This window comes from Paracidovorax oryzae ATCC 19882, assembly GCF_000687165.1.
GTDB classification, from domain to species: Bacteria; Pseudomonadota; Gammaproteobacteria; order Burkholderiales; family Burkholderiaceae_C; genus Paracidovorax; species Paracidovorax oryzae.
In genome coordinates this window covers 25,325-42,622 of sequence record NZ_JMKU01000020.1, presented here as the reverse complement: position 1 = coordinate 42,622, position 17,298 = coordinate 25,325, and the positions used below count along the sequence as shown (strand labels likewise).

Annotated in this window: 18 protein-coding genes; 13 read left to right on the top strand and 5 right to left on the bottom strand. The window is 72.1% G+C overall.

Annotated elements, in window-relative coordinates; translation table 11 throughout:
- Positions 1 to 32: 32 nt before the first annotated feature.
- On the bottom strand, positions 33 to 245 hold the full coding sequence (locus tag T336_RS0116060) for a hypothetical protein (protein ID WP_026433322.1): 213 nt from the start codon (positions 243 to 245) through the stop codon (positions 33 to 35).
- Positions 246 to 657: 412 nt separating this feature from the next.
- Between T336_RS0116060 and T336_RS0116055 the strand changes: the two genes are divergently transcribed.
- Both T336_RS0116055 and infA read left to right on the top strand, forming a co-directional pair.
- Positions 658 to 870: a hypothetical protein gene (locus T336_RS0116055; RefSeq protein WP_026433321.1), complete on the top strand. Its 213-nt coding sequence runs from the start codon at positions 658 to 660 to the stop codon at positions 868 to 870.
- Between the two features lie 54 nt (positions 871 to 924).
- On the top strand, positions 925 to 1,185 hold the full coding sequence (gene infA, locus T336_RS0116050) for a translation initiation factor IF-1 (protein WP_013593528.1): 261 nt from the start codon (positions 925 to 927) through the stop codon (positions 1,183 to 1,185).
- A gap of 12 nt (positions 1,186 to 1,197) precedes the next feature.
- On the opposite strand, the gene T336_RS0116045 is transcribed toward infA, so the two are convergent.
- Positions 1,198 to 2,214, bottom strand: a complete 1,017-nt coding sequence (locus T336_RS0116045; RefSeq protein ID WP_026433320.1) for an isopenicillin N synthase family dioxygenase — start codon at positions 2,212 to 2,214, stop codon at positions 1,198 to 1,200.
- Between the two features lie 573 nt (positions 2,215 to 2,787).
- On the opposite strand from T336_RS0116045, the gene T336_RS0116040 reads away from it, so the two are divergent.
- The 3 genes from T336_RS0116040 to T336_RS0116030 all read left to right on the top strand — a co-directional run bounded on the left by T336_RS0116040 (position 2,788) and on the right by T336_RS0116030 (position 5,246).
- Complete coding sequence (locus T336_RS0116040) at positions 2,788 to 3,810, top strand: ABC transporter substrate-binding protein (RefSeq protein WP_026433319.1); 1,023 nt, start codon at positions 2,788 to 2,790, stop codon at positions 3,808 to 3,810.
- Positions 3,807 to 4,316 (top strand): nucleoside deaminase, encoded by a 510-nt coding sequence (locus T336_RS0116035; protein ID WP_026433318.1) that lies wholly within the window; start codon positions 3,807 to 3,809, stop codon positions 4,314 to 4,316. The genes T336_RS0116040 and T336_RS0116035 overlap by 4 nt, the downstream gene beginning before the upstream one ends.
- A gap of 99 nt (positions 4,317 to 4,415) precedes the next feature.
- Entirely contained in the window at positions 4,416 to 5,246 is an 831-nt protein-coding gene (locus T336_RS0116030) for an urease accessory protein UreD (RefSeq protein ID WP_026433317.1), read from the top strand.
- A gap of 19 nt (positions 5,247 to 5,265) precedes the next feature.
- On the opposite strand, the gene T336_RS27515 is transcribed toward T336_RS0116030, so the two are convergent.
- A complete protein-coding gene (locus T336_RS27515; RefSeq protein WP_019703575.1) occupies positions 5,266 to 5,976 on the bottom strand; it encodes a TetR/AcrR family transcriptional regulator in 711 nt (236 codons plus the stop codon).
- A gap of 89 nt (positions 5,977 to 6,065) precedes the next feature.
- Between T336_RS27515 and T336_RS0116020 the strand changes: the two genes are divergently transcribed.
- From T336_RS0116020 to T336_RS0115985, 8 genes are all read left to right on the top strand, one after another.
- Complete coding sequence (locus T336_RS0116020; protein ID WP_100208466.1) at positions 6,066 to 7,223, top strand: MFS transporter; 1,158 nt, start codon at positions 6,066 to 6,068, stop codon at positions 7,221 to 7,223.
- A 327-nt stretch (positions 7,224 to 7,550) separates the two neighbouring features.
- Positions 7,551 to 7,976, top strand: coding sequence for a DUF2147 domain-containing protein (locus T336_RS0116015; RefSeq protein WP_019702497.1), 426 nt, complete (start codon positions 7,551 to 7,553; stop codon positions 7,974 to 7,976).
- A gap of 63 nt (positions 7,977 to 8,039) precedes the next feature.
- A complete protein-coding gene (locus tag T336_RS0116010) occupies positions 8,040 to 8,927 on the top strand; it encodes a TorF family putative porin (protein WP_026433315.1) in 888 nt (295 codons plus the stop codon).
- Between the two features lie 2 nt (positions 8,928 to 8,929).
- Positions 8,930 to 10,579, top strand: a complete 1,650-nt coding sequence (locus tag T336_RS0116005; RefSeq protein WP_051647261.1) for a xylulokinase — start codon at positions 8,930 to 8,932, stop codon at positions 10,577 to 10,579.
- The gene (locus T336_RS27225) at positions 10,576 to 11,295 is read left to right on the top strand and encodes a class II aldolase/adducin family protein (protein ID WP_026433313.1); all 720 of its coding nucleotides are present in this window, start codon (positions 10,576 to 10,578) and stop codon (positions 11,293 to 11,295) included. The genes T336_RS0116005 and T336_RS27225 overlap by 4 nt, the downstream gene beginning before the upstream one ends.
- A 51-nt stretch (positions 11,296 to 11,346) precedes the next feature.
- A complete protein-coding gene (locus T336_RS0115995; protein WP_051647259.1) occupies positions 11,347 to 12,849 on the top strand; it encodes an aspartate aminotransferase family protein in 1,503 nt (500 codons plus the stop codon).
- 11 nt (positions 12,850 to 12,860) lie between these two features.
- Positions 12,861 to 13,520 (top strand): class II aldolase/adducin head domain-containing protein, encoded by a 660-nt coding sequence (locus T336_RS0115990; protein ID WP_026433311.1) that lies wholly within the window; start codon positions 12,861 to 12,863, stop codon positions 13,518 to 13,520.
- A gap of 2 nt (positions 13,521 to 13,522) precedes the next feature.
- Positions 13,523 to 14,980 carry an aldehyde dehydrogenase family protein gene (locus tag T336_RS0115985; RefSeq protein WP_051647257.1) on the top strand — a complete coding sequence of 486 codons (1,458 nt, stop codon included), beginning with the start codon at positions 13,523 to 13,525 and terminating at the stop codon, positions 14,978 to 14,980.
- 21 nt (positions 14,981 to 15,001) lie between these two features.
- Here T336_RS0115985 and T336_RS0115980 read toward each other — a convergent pair whose 3' ends face one another.
- Both T336_RS0115980 and T336_RS0115975 read right to left on the bottom strand, forming a co-directional pair.
- Positions 15,002 to 15,832, bottom strand: coding sequence for an SDR family oxidoreductase (locus T336_RS0115980; protein WP_026433309.1), 831 nt, complete (start codon positions 15,830 to 15,832; stop codon positions 15,002 to 15,004).
- A 358-nt stretch (positions 15,833 to 16,190) separates the two neighbouring features.
- Complete coding sequence (locus tag T336_RS0115975; RefSeq protein WP_035226245.1) at positions 16,191 to 17,102, bottom strand: DMT family transporter; 912 nt, start codon at positions 17,100 to 17,102, stop codon at positions 16,191 to 16,193.
- Between the last annotated feature and the right edge of the window lie 196 nt (positions 17,103 to 17,298).

Sequence of the window (17,298 nt, the reverse complement as noted above, 5' to 3'; positions counted from 1 at the left end):
CGGCCAGGCGCAAACGTTTGCGCGCGCCGTGGTCAGCGGGCCTGCATCTGGCGGCAGATGTTCTGGCCCGTGGCCGTCAGGCGCAGCGCACCCGCGTTCCACTCCATCCAGGCGCATTGAACGAGTTCGTCGATCACGTCCTCGCCGATCTGGCCCGCCTGGTTGCTGCGCAGCAACCGGTCAATGCGGGGCAATGCCTCACGCAGTTCGCCCATCCGGGCGGTGGAAGTGGTGACGATAGCCATGCAACGTACCTTCGGTTGGAAAATCAAGGCACAGGCTAGCACGGCAGCATGCAGGCGTGATGGCCCATTGCCAGCAAGCAACACATGGCCATTGCCGCGCACGGGCCGGCGCGCATGCGCTACACTGTGCCCCGCCCTGGCGACATGCCTGCCTTGCCGGGGCCCACGGCGCACGCATCGTCCCGCATGCCCCGCCGCACAGGGCCCGCACCACGGCCCGCCTTCCTTCCGGCAAGCTCCTTCCTTTTTTCACGACGCGCTCCGTTCCGGACTCCCGGCCCGCGTCGCCCCTGGCGGCTTCCGCCACCTGCTTCCACGCCGCCGGCCTCCCATCCGGCCGCGCCCGGCCTCCACCGGCGTCCTGTGTTTCCCCGCGTGCGCGCGCCGCACGCCCGCTTTTTATCGTTCCGACATGCACACACCAGTCGCCCTGGCAGTGGGCCGCTACCTCGTCACGCCGCTCACCCGGCGCATCGACTCGGGCCGCTACACCGCCTCCGTCTCCGTCCGCCGCGGCATGCACGACCGCGTCTTCCGCTTCCTGCCGCAGTTCGACAGCGATGCCCTGGCCTCGCTCTATGCCATCGACCAGGGCCGGCACATCGCCCTGCACGGCGCGGCCTGACGCACGGCCCCGCGTCCATCCATCCCTTTCTTTCCCACCATCCGAAGGAGTTCCGTGTCCAAAGAAGACCTGATCGAAATGCAAGGCAAAGTGGAGGAAGTCCTCCCCGACTCCCGCTTCCGCGTGACCCTGGACAACGGGCACCAGCTCATCGCCTATGCGGGCGGCAAGATGCGCAAGCACCGCATCCGCGTGCTCGCCGGCGACCGCGTGTCGCTGGAACTGTCCCCCTATGACCTCAACAAGGGCCGCCTGACCTTCCGGCACATCGAAGGCCGCGGAGGCCCGCGCCCTCCCCAGCGGGGCGCGCGCTGACCTCCACTGCCGTCAGTAGCGGTTGGAGAAGTTCGCGCTGATGCGCTGCTTCAGGTACTCGCCCGCCGTGATCGGCGGATGCGTGCCGGCCGGGCCCGCGATCACCGCATCCTCGTTGGCCTGGCAGAAGAACGCCAGGCTGTAGCGCGCTCCCTGGTACTCGTGCGGCAACGGATTGCGCACCCGGTGGAAGTTGCTGGGCAGCACGTCGTCGCTCCAGCGCGTGAGCATGTCGCCGATGTTGCAGGTGACCACCCCTTCCGCGGGCTCCACGGGCGTCCAGCGGCGGCCCTCCATCTCCTTGCCGGGCAGCACCTGCAGTCCACCCTGCCCCGGGCGCTGGAACAGCAGCGTCAGGCAGTCGAAATCGGTGTGCGCGCCCGCGCGCCAGAGCCCCAGCTCGTCCTTCAGCGCCGGATCCACCGCGAAGTAATGCAGCATGCGCAGCGTGCTCTGGTAGGCGGGCACGGCCGGATCGTGCGCGCGGGTGAAGAACGCGTCGTCGAACCCCAGCTTCCACGCGAAGCACGAAAGCAGGCGCATGCCCACCTCCCAGCACTGGCGCTCGAAGGCCAGCGTCGCCGCGCGGAAGCCCGGCAGTTCCTCCTCCGTCGGCCAGAGGCCCTCCATGCGCGGGCGCGTGACCTGGTAGGACTCCTTCTGGTCCGGCGTGCGGGTGGAGGGGCGGATCTGCGCCTTGTGCTCCCAGCCCGCGTTGCGCGCGAGCGGCCACTGCGCCTTGGTCTCGCGCGGCAGCGCGAAGAAGGCCTCGGCCCGCGCGAAGGCCGCGCGGATGTCCTCGATGGGAATGCCGTGGTGGGACACCTGGAAGAAGCCGATATCGACGGACGCGCTCCAGAGCTGTTCGGCGATCTCTTCCTTGCGGCGGTCGAAATCCGAGATGTCGATGCAGCGCACCTCGCGCTCGCGCGTTTCCTCGCCCAGGCCGCCCATGCGGGCCTCGCGGGAGAGCTCCTCCCGGACGCCGGAGTGGTCGGTCGCCGTGCCGGGGATGGTGGCAGAAGTCATGGTGGTTTCCTTGTCGTTGCAGCATGCAAGGGCCATGGAGGCACGCACATGGTCACCATCCATGGCGCACGCGGCGCAGGCCCTTGAAGTGGGAAAGGCGCCGGCACCGTGCCGGGCACGGTGCCGGTTCCGGCTTCAAGAGCAATGACCCGCCGGCCGCCCTCCCTGCAAACGGGGTGGCGGCCCTGCTGAACGCTTCTACTCTCGCCAGGGCCGGATGCAATCCGCGGGCCAGGCAAAACCGCCGTCCCCGCCCTGCCGCGGTGACCGCGCGCACCAGAACGAGGAATACGGGAATGCCGTGCACTGCCGGCGCGCCCATGGCGCACCAACGCAGCACCAACGCCGCCTGCCCCGGCTTTCGCGCATGCCGTGCCGGCGGCGTCACGATGGGCACGCTTCATGCATTGACGCCGGCGAGTAGAAGCGTTCAGCACGGTGGGGCCCGCCCCGCCGTCGCCCGGAAATTGCTCGATCCGCACCGGTGCGCGCCCGGCGGTGCGCCGTGCCCTTGCGCGCGGCGCACGCCGAGCGGCGCACCGGCCATCCCGCAATGACCACCGAGGCACGGCCATGCAACGACGCCAGTTTCTCTCACGCTCCCTCGCCACCACCGCCGCGCTGGGCGCGCCATTCGCGCCCTTCGTCCATGCGCAGGGCACGCTCGTTCCGCTGAAGTTCACGCTCGACTTCCGCGTCACCAGCCAGACGTCGCCCTTCTTCCTCGCGCTTGCCAAGGGCTACTACAAGGAAGAGGGACTGGACGTGAGCATCGACGTGGGCTCGGGCTCCGTCGCGTCCATCACGCGCGTAGCCAGCGGCGCCTACGACCTGGGCCTGGGCGACCTCAGCTCCCTGGTCGAGTTCCAGGCCCAGAACCCCGGCACGCCGGTGCAGGCCATCTACCAGTACTACCAGCGCGCGCCCTTCGTCATCATCGGCCGCAAGGACCGCGGCATCACCACCGACTTCCTCTCGCTCAAGGGCAAGCGCGTGGCCGCGGCGGCGGTCGAATCCACGCGCCGCTGCTGGCCCATGGTGGCGCGCGCGCTCAAGACCGGCCCCGATCTCTTCGAGTGGGTGACGACCGACTTCAGCGCCCGCGACAACGTGATGGTGCGCGGCGATGTCGATGCCGCCACCTATTTCCATGACTCCGCCGTGTCGCTGTTCGCGCGCATGCCGCCCCGGGATCTCGCCGTGCTCGAGTACGGCAAGGCCGGGCTGCACCTGTACGGCAACGCCCTGCTGGCGGGCCGGCTGCTGCAGGAAAAGCCCGAGGTGGCGCGCGGCTTCCTGCGCGCCAGCCAGCGGGCGCTGCGCGAAACCCTCGCCAACCCCGATGCGGCACTGGCCGCCATCAAGGCGCGCGAGCCCATCCTCAACATGGATGTGGAGCGCGAGCGCTGGTCCATCACCCGGCAGTACCTGGCGCCGCCCGACCTGCCGGCCCAGGCCCTGGGCAGCGTGCAGCCCGGCGTGCTCGGGCGCCAGATCGACGAGGTGGCCACCGTGTTCCAGCTGGCCGCGAAGCCCGCGCCCGAGCGGGTATTCAACCCCGGCTTCCTGCCCGCGGGCCCGAAAGGCGCCGCATGAGCGCCATGGCCCTGCCCGGGGAAGTGCCGCTGGACGAACGCGACGGCCGCTACCTGCGGCAGGCCATCGCCCTGGCGGACCAGGCCCGCGCGCGCGGCAACCGGCCGTTCGGCGCGGTGATCGTCGGCGACGACGGCACGGTGCTCGCGCAAGCCTGGAACGCCAACGGAGAAACCGGCGACTGCACGGCGCACGCGGAAACCTCCGCCATCCGCGTGGCGAGCCCGCAGCATGCGCGCGAGGTCCTGGCCCGCGCCACGCTGTACTCGTCGGGCGAGCCCTGCGTGATGTGCGCGGGCGCCATTTTCTGGGCCAACATCGGCCGCGTGGTGTACGGCATCGACGCGGTGCGCCTGCGCGGCTTCCGCGGCGAGCGGCAGGACCAGCGCGATGCCGAGCTCTCCTGCCGCGACGTCTTCGATGCCTCGCCGCACCCGATCGAATGCATCGGCCCGGCGCTGGTCGCCGAAGCCTCCGCATCGCACGAGGGCGCCTGGAAGGCCTGAGCCCGGCGCGCGCCGTCCGGCCCCGGGACGCTGCGGGCCGCGGCTATCATGCGGCGCTCGCTCCAACCCACGCAACGACCCGCAAGGCAACCACGACCGATGACCTGGCACGCCCGCCTGCAACTGGACTACCGGCGGGAAGGCCCGCGCACCGTGGCCCGCTTCCTCCACGACGGACCGCTGCGCATCCTGCAGAGCCTCTACCCCGAGGGCGACGGCATCTGCCACAACGTGCTCGTGCATCCACCGGGCGGGCTGGTGGGCGGGGACACGCTGGACATCTCGGCCACTGTCGCGCCGGGAGCCCACGGCCTCGTGACCACGCCGGGCGCCACGCGCTTCTACCGCTCCACCGGCGCTCCCGCGCTGCAGCGCACGCAGGCCACGCTGGCCGCCGGAGCGCGCCTCGAGTGGCTGCCGCTGGAGGCGCTCTGCTACAGCGCCTGCCAGGCCGAGAACCGGCTCACCCTCTCGCTCGCGCCGGGAGCCGAATGCATCGCCTGGGACGTGACGGCGCTGGGCCTGCCGCACTCGGGCCAGCCCTTCGCCGAAGGACGCTTCACGCAGCACATCGAGGTGCCCGGCATCTGGCTGGAGCGCGGCAACATCGACGCCGCCGACGCGCTGCTGATGGACGGCCGCCTCGGGCTGGCCGGGCACCGCTGCCTGGCGTCGGTGTTTTTCGTGGCCGGCGAGGCGCTGCCGCGGGAGCGCCGGGAGGCGGCCCTGGACGCGGCCCGCGCCGTGATCGATGCCCATGCGCTGCGGGAGACCGCGGGCGCGACCAGCCCGCACCCGCAGGTGGTGGTGGTGCGCGTGCTGGCGCCCGTGGTGGAGCCGGCCATGGAACTGCTGCGGCAGGCCTGGGGCGCCTGGCGCGGGCAGCTCTGGGGCCTGCCGGCCCGGCTGCCCCGCATCTGGGCGATGTAGGCCTCCCCGCTGGCGGAGCTCAGCGCGTGCGTTTGCGCGCAGGCCGGGGGGCCGCGGCGGGCACCGGGGTCACCGCCTGCGCCGTGCGCCCCAGCTGGCTCGCCAGCATGGCGGCCACGGTGCGCGCCACGGCCTTCGGGTCCAGCGCCTCGTCGAACAGCATCTCCACGGCGGCATAGATCATCTCCACCACGACGCGGCTGGCCAGGCGCAGCTCGCCGCGGTCCGTATCGGGCAGCACCTGCGCGAGCAACTGCGTCTGCGCCTGCGTCACCTCGGCGTGGGAGGCGAGCCGCACCTGCTGCAGCGCGGGCACGGCGCGCATGGCGCGCATGATCCACACCCCGGCGGGGGTGCTGCGCGTGACCTCGTAGGTGTCCAGCAGCAGCCCTTCCAGCGCGCTCGCCAGGGCCTGCTCGCCGTGCGAGAACACTTCCGCGCCGATCCAGCGCCCCACGCATTCGTTCTGGCGCTGCATCAGGCGCTGGCCCAGTTCGGACAGCAGCGCGTACTTGTTGGGGAAGTAGCGGTAGAGGGCCGGGGGCGTCAGCCCCGCCCGCTCGCACACCAGGTTGGTGGACAGCCGCTCGATGCCCACCTCGTCGAGGGTCTGCGCGGCGGCTTCGAGGATGCGCTCGAACGTGTCGGCCGCGCGCTGCTGCGCGGGCTGCACTTTGGTGGCCAGGTCGGGCTGGGGCCGGCGGGGCCGGGAGGCGGCGGTTTTGGTCATGTCGGTTCGGGATTCTCCCAGGGTATCGCGGATGGCATTCCGGGCCCGCTGACTATACGATAGCAATCACTATGTTTTTGGATGGCCCCATGACCTGCATCAAGCAAGAGATCCGCCCCCTCGCCCTGCTGTCGGCCCTGGGCGCCGGATCGCTCGCGCTGCTGACCCTGGGGCTGCAGCCGATCCTGCTCGGGGAACTGCTGGAGGCCGGGCGCCTCGGCCTCGAGGGCCTGGGTGCGGTGGCCATGGCGGAGATCGTCGCCCTGGCGCTGGGCGTGCTGCTCGGCGACCAGGTGCTGCCCCTGCGGCTCCTCCCCCTGGCAACAGCCGGCGCCGCGCTGGCGGCCGCGGCGCTGGACTGGGGCACGCTGCACGCCAGCGGCGTCCCGGGCTTCGCCCTGGTGCGCGGGGCCGCGGGCCTGGCCGAGGGCATCCTGGTCTGGGGCACCACGGCGGTGATCGTGCGCAGCGCCCAGCCCGACCGGATCGCGGGCGCCTTCTTCGTCACCCAGACGGTGGCCCAGGCGCTCGTCGGCCTGCTGCTGGCGAACGTGGTCATCCCGGCCCACGGCTGGCAGGGCGCATTCACACTGCTGGCCGCGCTGCTGGTCCTGCCGGCGCTGCTGGCACCCGCGCTGCCCCGTTCGCTGCAGCCCCTGCCGGTGGCGGACAACGGCGGCTTCGCCTGGACGCCCGCCCGCGCGGTCCCCCTGCTCGCGGCCTTCCTGCAGCTGTCCACCCTGGGCGCGCTCTGGGCCTATGTGGAGCCTCTGGGCAGGGATGCGGGCCTCTCGGCCACGGCCGTGCAGACCCTGGTCGCCGCCTGCCTGGGCATCCAGGTCGTCGGCGGCAGCTGCGGATCGGCCCTCGTGCGCACCGTGGGCGCACCGGCCGTGCTGCTGCCCGCCTCCCTGCTGCTGGGTGCCGTGGCCCTGTCGGTGCCGGCCACGGCCGGCGGCGGCGCCACGGCCTTCGTCCTGCTCTGCGGCCTGTTCGCCTTCCTGTGGCTGTTCATCACGCCGTTCCAGATGCGCCTGGCCTTCGATGCGGACCCCAGCGGCCGCGTGGCCTCGCTGGTGCCCGCCGCCCAGCTGTTCGGCATCGCGTGCGGCCCGCTGGTCGCATCGTTCTTCGTCGAGGGCGAGCAGGCGCAGGCCGTTCCCCTGGTCAGCGCCGCCTTCGGCGCGGCGGCGGTGCTCGTGCTCGCGCTGGGATCCGTCGCCCGCCGCCGCGCGCTGGCCGGCTGACGAAAGTCCCGGTGCGCAGGCACTGCACTGCCCGCCCTGCGGCGCGCCGCTGACAGCGCCACGGCACCGCGCGCTGCCTGGTCTATCGCCACTCTTGGTGACGCGGCATTTCGGCCGGCGCGGGCCGCTGCAGCGGTCTTCGCCCACGCCACGCCTGCGCCCCAGGGACCGGGCGCCCGGCCGCGCATGTCCTTCGCCTCCTCCGTGCTGCCTGTATTCCCGGGTTCCGCCATGGCTGGTCAGGGTTTCCACGGATGCCACACCGCTGTCACAAAAATAGTCATCGCTATAAACTAGTCATCACTATCAAATAACATGGAGCCTTCCATGACCCCACGCACGCGCTTCCTCCTCGCCGCCGGCCTGCTGTCGGCAATCCTCTCGCCGGCCCGGGCGGCCCCCGACGACGCCAAGGGGCTGTGGATGACCGCGGAGAAGGACGCGGTGCTGGAGTTCAAGCCCTGCGCCGACGCGCCCTCCGCGCTCTGCGGGCAGGTCGTCTGGGACAAGGACGCCGGCCAGCCCCGCGACACCTGCGGCGTGCAGATCGCCCGCCTGGAGCGCTACGACAACGACGCCTGGCGCGACGGCTGGGTGTATGACCCGCGCGACAGCCGCAAATACAAGGGCGCGCTGCGCGTGAAGTCGGGCGAGCTGCAGGTGCGCGCGTTCGTGGGCACCGAACTGCTCGGGCAGACCGAGCGGCTGCAGCGCGTCGACGGGATCCCCGCGGCGCCGGCCTGCCGGCACTGACACGGCCCGCCCATGCCTTCTCCTGTCCACGCCCTGCCCCGCCCCGCTCCAGAAAGGCCCTCCATGCGCTCCACCCTGCTTCCCCTCGCCGCCCTCGGTGCCTTCGGCGCCCTGTACGGCGGCGCCGCTGCCGCCGCCCAGGCCGACGAGACCGCCAGCTATGCCGTCGAGACCGAGGTGAAGCTCGTCAGCGACCAGCGCACGCGCGGCATCTCGGATTCGGTCATGCGCCCCGGCGCGCAGCTGAGCGTGCAGGTCGCCCATGAAAGCGGCCTGGTCGCGCAGGCGCAGTTCTCCACCGTCAGCAGCAAGGCCTACACGGGCAGCGACGGCTACAACCTGCTGCTGGGCGCCGGATGGCGCTTCGGCGATCCGGACGGCTGGCATTTCGGCGCCGGGCTGGCCACGGAGTTCTTCCCCGGCGCGCGCTTCAGCGCGCCGCATGCGATCGACCCCGACGCCGGGGCGCCCACGGACTTCCGCACGACCCGCTACGACACCTCGTACGCGGTGCTGGAGATCGGCTGGGGCGCACTCGAAGGGCGCATCCTGAACGTGATCTCCAAGACCTACCGCGGCGCCGACACGGGCGGCGTCTGCGGCCAGATCCTGTCGGTGTCGGCCGATCCGGCACGGGCGCTGGAGTGCTATGCACGCGGCGAGCAGAACTCGCGCGGCAGCTGGCTGTTCGACCTGGACTACCGCATCGCGCTGGATGCGCAGACCACGCTGAAACTGCACGCGGGCACGCAGAAGATCCGCCACTTCAAGGAGGTGGACTTCTCCGATTACTCCGTGGGCATCCTGCACCGCCGCTGGGGCTTCGACTGGAGTGCCGAATACGTCATGCCGCGCACCCGCGTGCGCGAGATGTTCCAGGTGATGGACGGCGACCGGCTGCGCGCGACCGACGGCAACCGCCTCGTGCTCGCCGTTTCGCGCAAGTTCTGAGGATGGCCATGCCCCCCGCGCAACGACTGGTCCTGGCCATCGATCTCGGCACCTCGGGCTGCAAGTGCGCCCTCGTGTCGCTGGACGGCACCGTGCACGCCTGGTCCTTCCGCCCCGTGGCCCTGCACGTGCAGGGCATGCAGGCCGAGCAGGACCCGGAGCACTGGTGGCGGGCCCTGCTCGATGCCGCTGCCGAACTGCTGCAGGCCGATGCGGCGCGGCGCCGGCAGGTGGTGGCCGTCTGCTGCTCCACCCAGACCGAGGTCACCGTGTGCGTGGACCGCGCCGGCAGGCCCCTGGGACGTGCGATCAGCTGGCTCGATGCCCGCGGGGCCGCCGCCATCGCCCGGCGCACCCGGGGCCGCTTCGCCAACATCGCGGGCTACGCGCCGCTGAAGCTGTGGCGCTGGCTGCGCCTGACGGGCGGGGCGCCCTCCAGCACCGGCCGCGACATCGCCGGCCACATCGCCTACGTGCGCGACGAGCGCCCCGACCTCTACGAGCGCACCGACAAATTCCTCAACGCGCTGGACTACCTCAACATGCGCCTGTGCGGCCGCGTGTGCGCCACGCAGGACTCCATCCTCACGGCCTGGGTGACCGACAACCGCGATCCCCACCGCGTCCGCTACGACGCCGGCCTGCTGAAGCAGCTGGGCATCGAGGCATGCCAGTTGCCCGAGATCGTGCAGTCCACCGATGTGCTGGGCCCGCTGCGGCCCGAGATCGCGCAGGCCCTGGGCCTGGACCCGCGCACCATGGTGGTGGCCGGCGCGGTGGACAACTCCGCCGTCGCCGTGGGCGCGGCCGTGGACGACTACGCCACGCACCTCTACCTGGGCACCTCGTCCTGGCTCGGCGCGCACGTGCCGGCGATGAAGACCGACGTATTCCGCAAGATCGCCGCCGTGCCCTGCGCGGTGGGCGGCCGCTACCTGGCCATGGCACTGCAATCCACCGCCGGGGCGAACCTCTCGTTCCTGCGCGACCGCATCCTCTACCACCCCGACGAACTCGCCAGCGACGAGGAGCACCCCGAGGTGTACGAAGTGCTCAACCGCATCGCCGCCCGGGTGCCGCCCGGCGCGCGCGGCCTGATCTACACGCCCTGGCTCTTCGGCGAGCGCACGCCGGTGGACGACCCGCGGCTGCGCGCGGGGCTCGTCAACCTCTCGCTGGAGCACTCGCGCGAAGACATCTTCCGCGCCTTCCTGGAGGGCGTGGCGCTGAACACGCGCTGGATGATGGAGCCCTTCGCCAGGCTGCTCGGCCGCGATCCCGGCACCGTCACCGCCGTGGGCGGCGGCGCGCAGAGCGAGGTCTGGTGCCAGATCATGGCGGACGTCACGGGCCAGCCGATACGGCAGCCGGACAACCCCATCCAGGCCAACGCGATCGGCGCGGCCTTCATCGCCGGCGTGGGCATCGGCGAGCTGGAATTCGCCGGGCTGCACCGGCTGCGCCGTACGCGCCGCGTGTACGAGCCGGCCGCCGCGCTGCAGCGCCTGTATGCGGACAAGTTCGAAGCCTTCAAGGAGGTGCGCACCCGCCTGGCGCCCCTCTACCGCCGGCTGAATGCGCCGGCCGCCAGCGCCGGCGCTCCCGCGGCTGCGGCCCCCGCCTCCCCCACGCCCGTTCCGGAATCGCCATGAAGCACCTTGCCCAGAAACAGCACGTCGTGGAGCTCTGCCTCACCCTGTCGCGCCTCGGCTACTTCGCCGGCACGGGCGGCAACATCATGCTGCGCCTCGATGCCGGGCACGTGGCCGTCACGCCCTCGGCCATCGACTACCACGCGATGCGGCCCGCCGACGTCTGCGTGCTGCGCCTGTCGGACCTGCAGCAGGTCGATGGCGACCGTGCCCCATCGGTCGAGGCAGGCCTGCATGCCGGCCTGCTGCGTGCGCGGCCCGACGCCGGCTGCAGCATCCACACGCACCAGCCGATCGCCAGCGCCCTGGCCCTGCTGGGCCGCGCCGTGCCCGTGCCGCCGCGCTGGCAAGCCACGCTGGGCCCCTTCCTGCCCATGGTGGGCTACGCCCCTTCCGGCACCGGCTGGCTCGCGTCCAAATTCGCGCGGACGGTGCGGCCCGGCACGCATGCCTACCTGATGCGCAACCACGGCATCCTGTGCTGCGGCCGGGACAGCCAGGCCGCCCTGCAGGCGGTGGACGATCTGGAAGCCCTGGCGCGCGCTCTGCTGGCCGACCGGATCGCCGAACGCGCCGCCAAGGCCACCGCCCTCGCCGACACCGGCGGCAGCGATGCGCTGTGGCGCGTCCACGATGCGCTCCAGCAGAGCGCCGGGCCCCATCCGACCCTCCCGCCCCTGCAGCCCGCCCCTTCCCGGGAAGGCCTGCCGGCGTAGTGAGCACCGGCCAGCTCCCTCTCCCAGCCCCTTCCCTTCGCCGCCCACGCCATGAGACACCCCGCCCCCCTTCCCTCCGCGTCCGCCCCTGCCGCCGCCGGCCCCGCCACGGTGCCTTCCGCCATCTCCGCCTGGCCCGGCACCGCCGCGCTCTACGAGCGCTTCGCCGAGCTGATCCGCCAGCCCATGCGCCCCGTGCGGCGCGACGCCATGCCCAAGGTGCTGCGCTGGTTCGACGAGAAATGCGCGGGATCGAAGCGCCTGGCTGAACAGGCCAGGGCCGTCATCCCCGGCGGCATCCAGCACAACCTGGCCTTCAACCACCCGTTCCCCCTGGCCATCGCGCAGGCCGAAGGCGCCTACCTGACCGACGTGGACGGCAACCGCTACATCGATTTCCTGCAGGCCGGCGGCCCCACGCTGCTGGGCAGCAACCACCCGGCAGTGCGCCAGAAAATGCACGAGCTGCTGGACGGGTGCGGGCCGGTCACCGGCCTGCTGCACGAATACGAGGTCCAGCTCGCCGAGCTGGTGTGCCGCCACATGCCCGGCGTGGAGATGCTGCGCCTGCTGGGCTCCGGCACCGAGGCCGTGATGGGCGCGGTGCGGCTGGCACGCACCTTCACCCGCAAGCACCGGATCATCAAGATCGGCGGCGCCTACCATGGCTGGAGCGACCAGCTCGTCTATGGCATGCGCCTGCCCAACACCGGCCGCATGGAGGCCACCGGCATCCCGCGCGGCGCCACCGGCCCCACGCAGGAATGCCCGCCGAACGACCTCGACGCCCTGCGGCGCAAGCTGCAGCTCAACCGCCTGCGCGGCGGCACGGCGGCGGTCCTGCTCGAACCCCTGGGCCCCGAGAGCGGCACGCGGCCCGTCTTCGCGGACTACAACCGGCAGGTGCGCGCGCTGTGCGACGAGTTCGGCGCGCTGCTGATCTTCGACGAGGTGGTCACGGGCTTCCGCGTGGGCATGGGCGGCGCCCAGGCCTACTTCGGCGTCGTGCCGGACATCACCGTGCTCGGCAAGTGCCTCACCGGGGGCTACCCCATGGCCGGCGCCATCGGCGGGCGGCGCGACATCATGATGTCGCTGGTGGGCGGCATTGGCACCACCTCGCGCCGGGCCTTCGTGGGCGGCACGCTCTCGGCCAACCCCCTGTCGTGCGCCGCGGGCTACCACGCCCTCGTCGAGGCCGAGCGCACCCAGGCCGCCGTGGTCGCGGGCCGGGCGGGGGACCGCCTGCGCGCCGGGCTGGAAGAGATCATCCGCCGCCGCGGCCTGCCCTACGTGGCCTACAACATGGGCTCCATCGTCCACCTGCAGACCTCGGGCGTGCTGCTGCTGGACACGGGCAGCCTGTGGAAGCTCATCCGGGTGCGCAACGAGGCCAAGGAACGCAAGCACATGATGGAGGAGATCGGCGCGGCCTACACCGCCCACGGCCTGGTCACGCTGGCGGGCAGCCGCATCTACACCAGCCTGGCCGATACGGACGGCGTCATCGACGACGCCCTCAACCGCTTCGACGACGTGTTCGCGCTCGTGTGAGGGAGGCCGCCATGGATGCAACCCTCGAGCAGCTCTGGCACACGCTGCGCGACCGCCTGCAAGCCCGGCAGTTGCTGGGCGGCCGCCGGCCGGCGCTGTCGCTGCGCATTCCCGGCACCGGCGACATGTGGTTCGGCCGCGCGGCAGATGTCGCGCCGCGCCGCCTGCCTCTGCCCGGCCTGGATGAACCGGACGCCCTGGGGCCGGCCGATGCGCGCGCGCCGCTGCATGCGGGCGTGTACGCGCTGCGCCCCGATGTCTGCGCCGTGGCCTCCGGTGGCGGGCCGTTCGGGCTCTGCCTGGAAAGCTTCGGCGGCGCCATGCCCGGCGTGTTCGACGAACAGGTGCGCCACCTCGGCCACATGGCGCCGCCCCTGCCCGCGGCGGCCGGCGAGCGGCTGCCATCCGCCCTCGGCCGGGGCGGCAACGTGCTGCTGGTGCAGGGCGAACCGCTGGCGCTGGGCATGACCGGCGCGCGGCTGGCACTCAATGCCGAGCTGTTCGAGAAATGCGCCAAGGCCTACGTGCTCGCCGCGGCCAGCGGCGGCGTGGTACGCCCCCTGCCCTGGATCGTGCGGCACGTGGCGAACCGCCGGCTCATGAAGGACGAGCAACGGGCCCGGCAGCGCGTGCGGCACGGCCTGCTGCCCGAGGAAAGCAAGGGCTACTGAATATGCTGCTGCCTCCCGCACGCGATAACGCACCCCCGGATGCCCCCGAGGACGTCGTGCGCGCACTCTTCGATGCCCAGGCCGCCACGGCCCTGGCCCTGCGCACCTCCGATGCCGCCCGGCGCCGCGGCATGCTGCGCCGCCTGCACCATGCCGTGCAGGTGCGCCGCGAACGCTGGTACGCCGCCTTCCGCGCCGACCTCGGCAAGCCCGCGGCGGAGGTGGAGCTGACCGAACTGCTGCCGGTGCTCGGCGAAGCCGGCCACGCCATCCGCCACCTGCAACGCTGGATGCGGCCGCGCCGCGTCGGCCCCACGCTCGCCACCATCGGCACCCGGGCGCACGTGCAGTGCCAGCCGCGCGGACGCTGCCTCATCATCGGCCCGTGGAATTACCCGCTGAACACGGTGCTGGGCCCGCTGGTATCTGCCGTGGCGGCCGGCAACACGGCCATCGTCAAGCCCTCGGAATTCACGCCGCACGTGAATGCCCTCGTCGCCGAGGTCATCGCGGACGTGTTCGAGCCCACCGAGGTGGCGGTGGTCGAGGGCGGCGTGGCCACCGCCACGCGGCTGCTGGCCCTGCCCTTCGACCACATCTTCTTCACCGGTTCGCCCGCCGTGGGCCAGGCGGTGATGGCCGCGGCGTCACGCCACCTCGCCTCCGTCACCCTGGAGCTGGGCGGCAAGTCGCCCGCGATCGTGGATGCGAGCGCCGACCTGCCCGCCGCCGCGCGCATGCTGGCCTGGGGCAAGCTCGCCAACGCCGGCCAGACCTGCGTCGCGCCCGACCACGTGCTCGTGCACCGCAGCGTGGCGGCCCGCTTCGCCGAATGCTGGCGCGAGGCGGTCGCGCGGCACTACGGGCGCGGCGCGGACGCGGTGGCCGCCAGCCCCGACCTCGGGCGCATGGTGAGCACGCGGCATGCCGCACGCGTGGCGGAGCTGGTGGACGATGCACTCGCGCGCGGCGCCGTGGCGCTGGACGGCGGCACGCACGACGCGGCCGCGCGCTACGTCGCGCCCACCCTGCTGGCCGATGTGCCGGAAGACGCCCGCATCGAGGCCGAGGAGATCTTCGGGCCGGTCATGCCGCTGCGCACCTTCGACACGCTGGACGAGGCCATCGCGCGCACCAACGCCGCGCCCAAGCCCCTGGCGCTCTACATCTTCAGCCGCGACCGCGAAGCCATCGCCCGGGTGGCTGCGCGCACCAGCTCCGGCAGCCTGGGCGTGAACCTGTGCGTGCAGCAATACGCCCATGCAAACCTGCCCTTCGGCGGCGTGAACCGCTCCGGGCTGGGCAGCGCCCACGGCTGGCACGGCTTCCGCGCCTTCTCGCACGAGCGCGCCTGCCTGGCCGATGGCCCGCTCAACGGGCTGCGGCTGCTGTTCCCCCCCTACACGCGCGCCCGGCTGGCGCTGGCGCGCCTGCTGGTCGGCCTCGTGGGCCGGCACTGAACGCCCGCAGGCCTCCGCCGCTCAGAACGCGCCGGGGTAGGCGCCGCCGTCGGCCAGCACGTTCTGCCCGGTCAGGTAGGCTGCCTGCACGCTGCAGAGGAAAGCGCAGATCGCGCCGAACTCCTCCGGCGTGCCGTAGCGGCCCGCCGGAATGGCCGCCTGCTGGGCCCTGCGCACATCGTCCTCGCTCTTGCCCGACTTCTTCACCGCCGCCTGGATGGTGGCCGCCAGCCGGTCGGTGTCGAACTTGCCGGGCAGCAGGTTGTTGATGGTCACGCCCTTGGCGGCGATGCTGCTGCGCGCCGCGCCCGCCACGAAGCCCGTGAGGCCGCTGCGCGCGCCGTTGGACAGGCCCAGGATGTCGATCGGCGCCTTCACCGCGCTCGACGTGATGTTCACGATGCGGCCGAAGCCGCGCGCCGCCATGCCGTCCACCGTCGCCTTGATCAGCTCGATCGGCGTCAGCATGTTGGCATCCACCGCGCGGATCCAGGCTTCGCGGTCCCACTCGCGGAAATCGCCGGGCGGCGGGCCGCCCGCGTTCGTCACCACGATGTCGAAATCGCGCCCCGGCCCGCCGGGTGCGGCGAACGCCGCCTCGCGCCCCTCCGGCGTCGTGATGTCGGCGGCCACGGCCACCACCTGCGGCGGCGGCCCCTTGTGCCCCGCGGCCGCCGTGATCTCCGCGCCCGCGGAAGCCAGCCGCGCGGCCGCCAGGCGCAGGTCCTCGGGGTTGCGCGCATTGATGACAACGTTCACGCCCTCGCGCACCAGCGCCTCGGCGCAGCCATAGCCCAGCCCCTTGCTCGCGCCGCACACCAGTGCCCATTTGCCCGTGATACCCAGATCCATAGTGCGTGTCCTTTCGTTCCGCGCCGTGCCGCGCGATGCGGCAACGCAGTGGTTGTCAGTGGCGCGCCCGGCGCCGGAACCGCGATGGTACGGAAGCCCGGCATCCGCGTGGGATGCCGGGGAATAGCCTCCCACGTTCGGGGCAAGGCGTCCGAATCCTAGCGGCGCTACCGTTCCAATGGCCGCGGAGCAGGCCATGCCAGCAGACGCCGCGGAACCGGCTTTGCCGGGCCGCGGGCGTCGTCCCCCCGGGGGCTGAAGGCCGCGGCTCCGGGCCTGCCTGCGCAGGCCTGGACGTGCCTGAAGAGCTGCCGACTCCGGCGGCTGCACGGAGGCGCCGAAGGCGGCTCAGGGGGGATCAATTTCTCATTCGCGTGAACACGAAGATGCCCGCCATCACCAGCACGGTGCCGGCCGCCACCCAGAGCGTGAACGGCTCGCCCAGCAGCCACACGCCCATCAGGATCGTGGACAGCGGCCCGATCATGCCGGCCTGCGCCGCCGCGCCCGCGCCGATGCGCTCGATCGCCATCATCACCAGCAGCACCGGCACGGCCGTGCACAGCACCGCATTGCACACCGACAACCACAGCACCTCGGGCGCCACCACCGCCGCCGAGAGCGGGCGCAGTGCCGCGAACTGCGCGATGCAGCACACGCACGCCACCGTGGTGGCCAGGCCCACCAGCCGCAGCGACCCGATGCGCCGCACCATCTCGCCGCTGTACACCAGATAGACCGCATAGCTAGCGGCCGAGAGGAAGACCAGCAGCACGCCCCAGGCCACGTCCTTGCCCTGCAGGCTCGCTTCGTGGCCGAACACCAGCACCACTCCGCAGTAGCTGATCGCCATGCCCAGCACCTGCCCGCGGCGGATGCCGCGCCCGTACAGCAGCCAGCCCAGCACCACCACCAGCGTGGGGTTGAGGTACAGGATGAGCCGCTCCAGGCTCGCCGTGATGTAGGCCAGCCCGGCGAAATCGAGAAAGCTCGCGAGGTAGTACCCCGTGACGCCCAGGCCCACGATGCCCGCCCAGTCGCGACGCGACAGCGCAGGCTTGCCCCGGCTCGCCCACCACGCCATCACCGCGAAGATCGGCAGCGCGAACAGCATGCGGTACATCAGCAGCGTGACCGCATCCACCCCGTACCGGTAGGCGAGCTTGACGATGATGGCCTTGCCGCTGAAGGCGATGGCGCCCACGAGGGCGAGGACGAGGCCGGTGGCGGCTTTTGCGGGAGGAGGAGAGGCAGCGGTATCGGAAGGCACGGGACGGGCGCGCGGGCGCGAAGGCGGGGAAAACCGCAGTGTGGCATGTGCCGTGAAATGCGGCCCGCGGCTTTGCGCAAGGCTGGCAGCGTGGGACGCGATGGGCGGGGAAAACGGTACTGGCACGGGTTGCACAGGGCAGTCAAGCGGTGACGGCATGCGTTTCGGCGGTTGGAATTGTTACGTCTCGCCACTT

Bases quoted from the DNA above. Each gene is read 5' to 3' on its own strand.
- T336_RS0116060 (WP_026433322.1), bottom strand. From the start codon at position 245: ATGGCTATCGTCACCACTTCCACCGCCCGGATGGGCGAACTGCGTGAG.
- T336_RS0116055 (WP_026433321.1), top strand. From the start codon at position 658: ATGCACACACCAGTCGCCCTGGCAGTGGGCCGCTACCTCGTCACGCCG.
- T336_RS0116045 (WP_026433320.1), bottom strand. From the start codon at position 2,214: ATGACTTCTGCCACCATCCCCGGCACGGCGACCGACCACTCCGGCGTC.
- T336_RS0116040 (WP_026433319.1), top strand. From the start codon at position 2,788: ATGCAACGACGCCAGTTTCTCTCACGCTCCCTCGCCACCACCGCCGCG.
- T336_RS0116035 (WP_026433318.1), top strand. From the start codon at position 3,807: ATGAGCGCCATGGCCCTGCCCGGGGAAGTGCCGCTGGACGAACGCGAC.
- T336_RS0116030 (WP_026433317.1), top strand. From the start codon at position 4,416: ATGACCTGGCACGCCCGCCTGCAACTGGACTACCGGCGGGAAGGCCCG.
- T336_RS27515 (WP_019703575.1), bottom strand. From the start codon at position 5,976: ATGACCAAAACCGCCGCCTCCCGGCCCCGCCGGCCCCAGCCCGACCTG.
- T336_RS0116020 (WP_100208466.1), top strand. From the start codon at position 6,066: ATGACCTGCATCAAGCAAGAGATCCGCCCCCTCGCCCTGCTGTCGGCC.
- T336_RS0116015 (WP_019702497.1), top strand. From the start codon at position 7,551: ATGACCCCACGCACGCGCTTCCTCCTCGCCGCCGGCCTGCTGTCGGCA.
- T336_RS0116010 (WP_026433315.1), top strand. From the start codon at position 8,040: ATGCGCTCCACCCTGCTTCCCCTCGCCGCCCTCGGTGCCTTCGGCGCC.
- T336_RS0116005 (WP_051647261.1), top strand. From the start codon at position 8,930: ATGGCCATGCCCCCCGCGCAACGACTGGTCCTGGCCATCGATCTCGGC.
- T336_RS27225 (WP_026433313.1), top strand. From the start codon at position 10,576: ATGAAGCACCTTGCCCAGAAACAGCACGTCGTGGAGCTCTGCCTCACC.
- T336_RS0115995 (WP_051647259.1), top strand. From the start codon at position 11,347: ATGAGACACCCCGCCCCCCTTCCCTCCGCGTCCGCCCCTGCCGCCGCC.
- T336_RS0115990 (WP_026433311.1), top strand. From the start codon at position 12,861: ATGGATGCAACCCTCGAGCAGCTCTGGCACACGCTGCGCGACCGCCTG.
- T336_RS0115985 (WP_051647257.1), top strand. From the start codon at position 13,523: ATGCTGCTGCCTCCCGCACGCGATAACGCACCCCCGGATGCCCCCGAG.
- T336_RS0115980 (WP_026433309.1), bottom strand. From the start codon at position 15,832: ATGGATCTGGGTATCACGGGCAAATGGGCACTGGTGTGCGGCGCGAGC.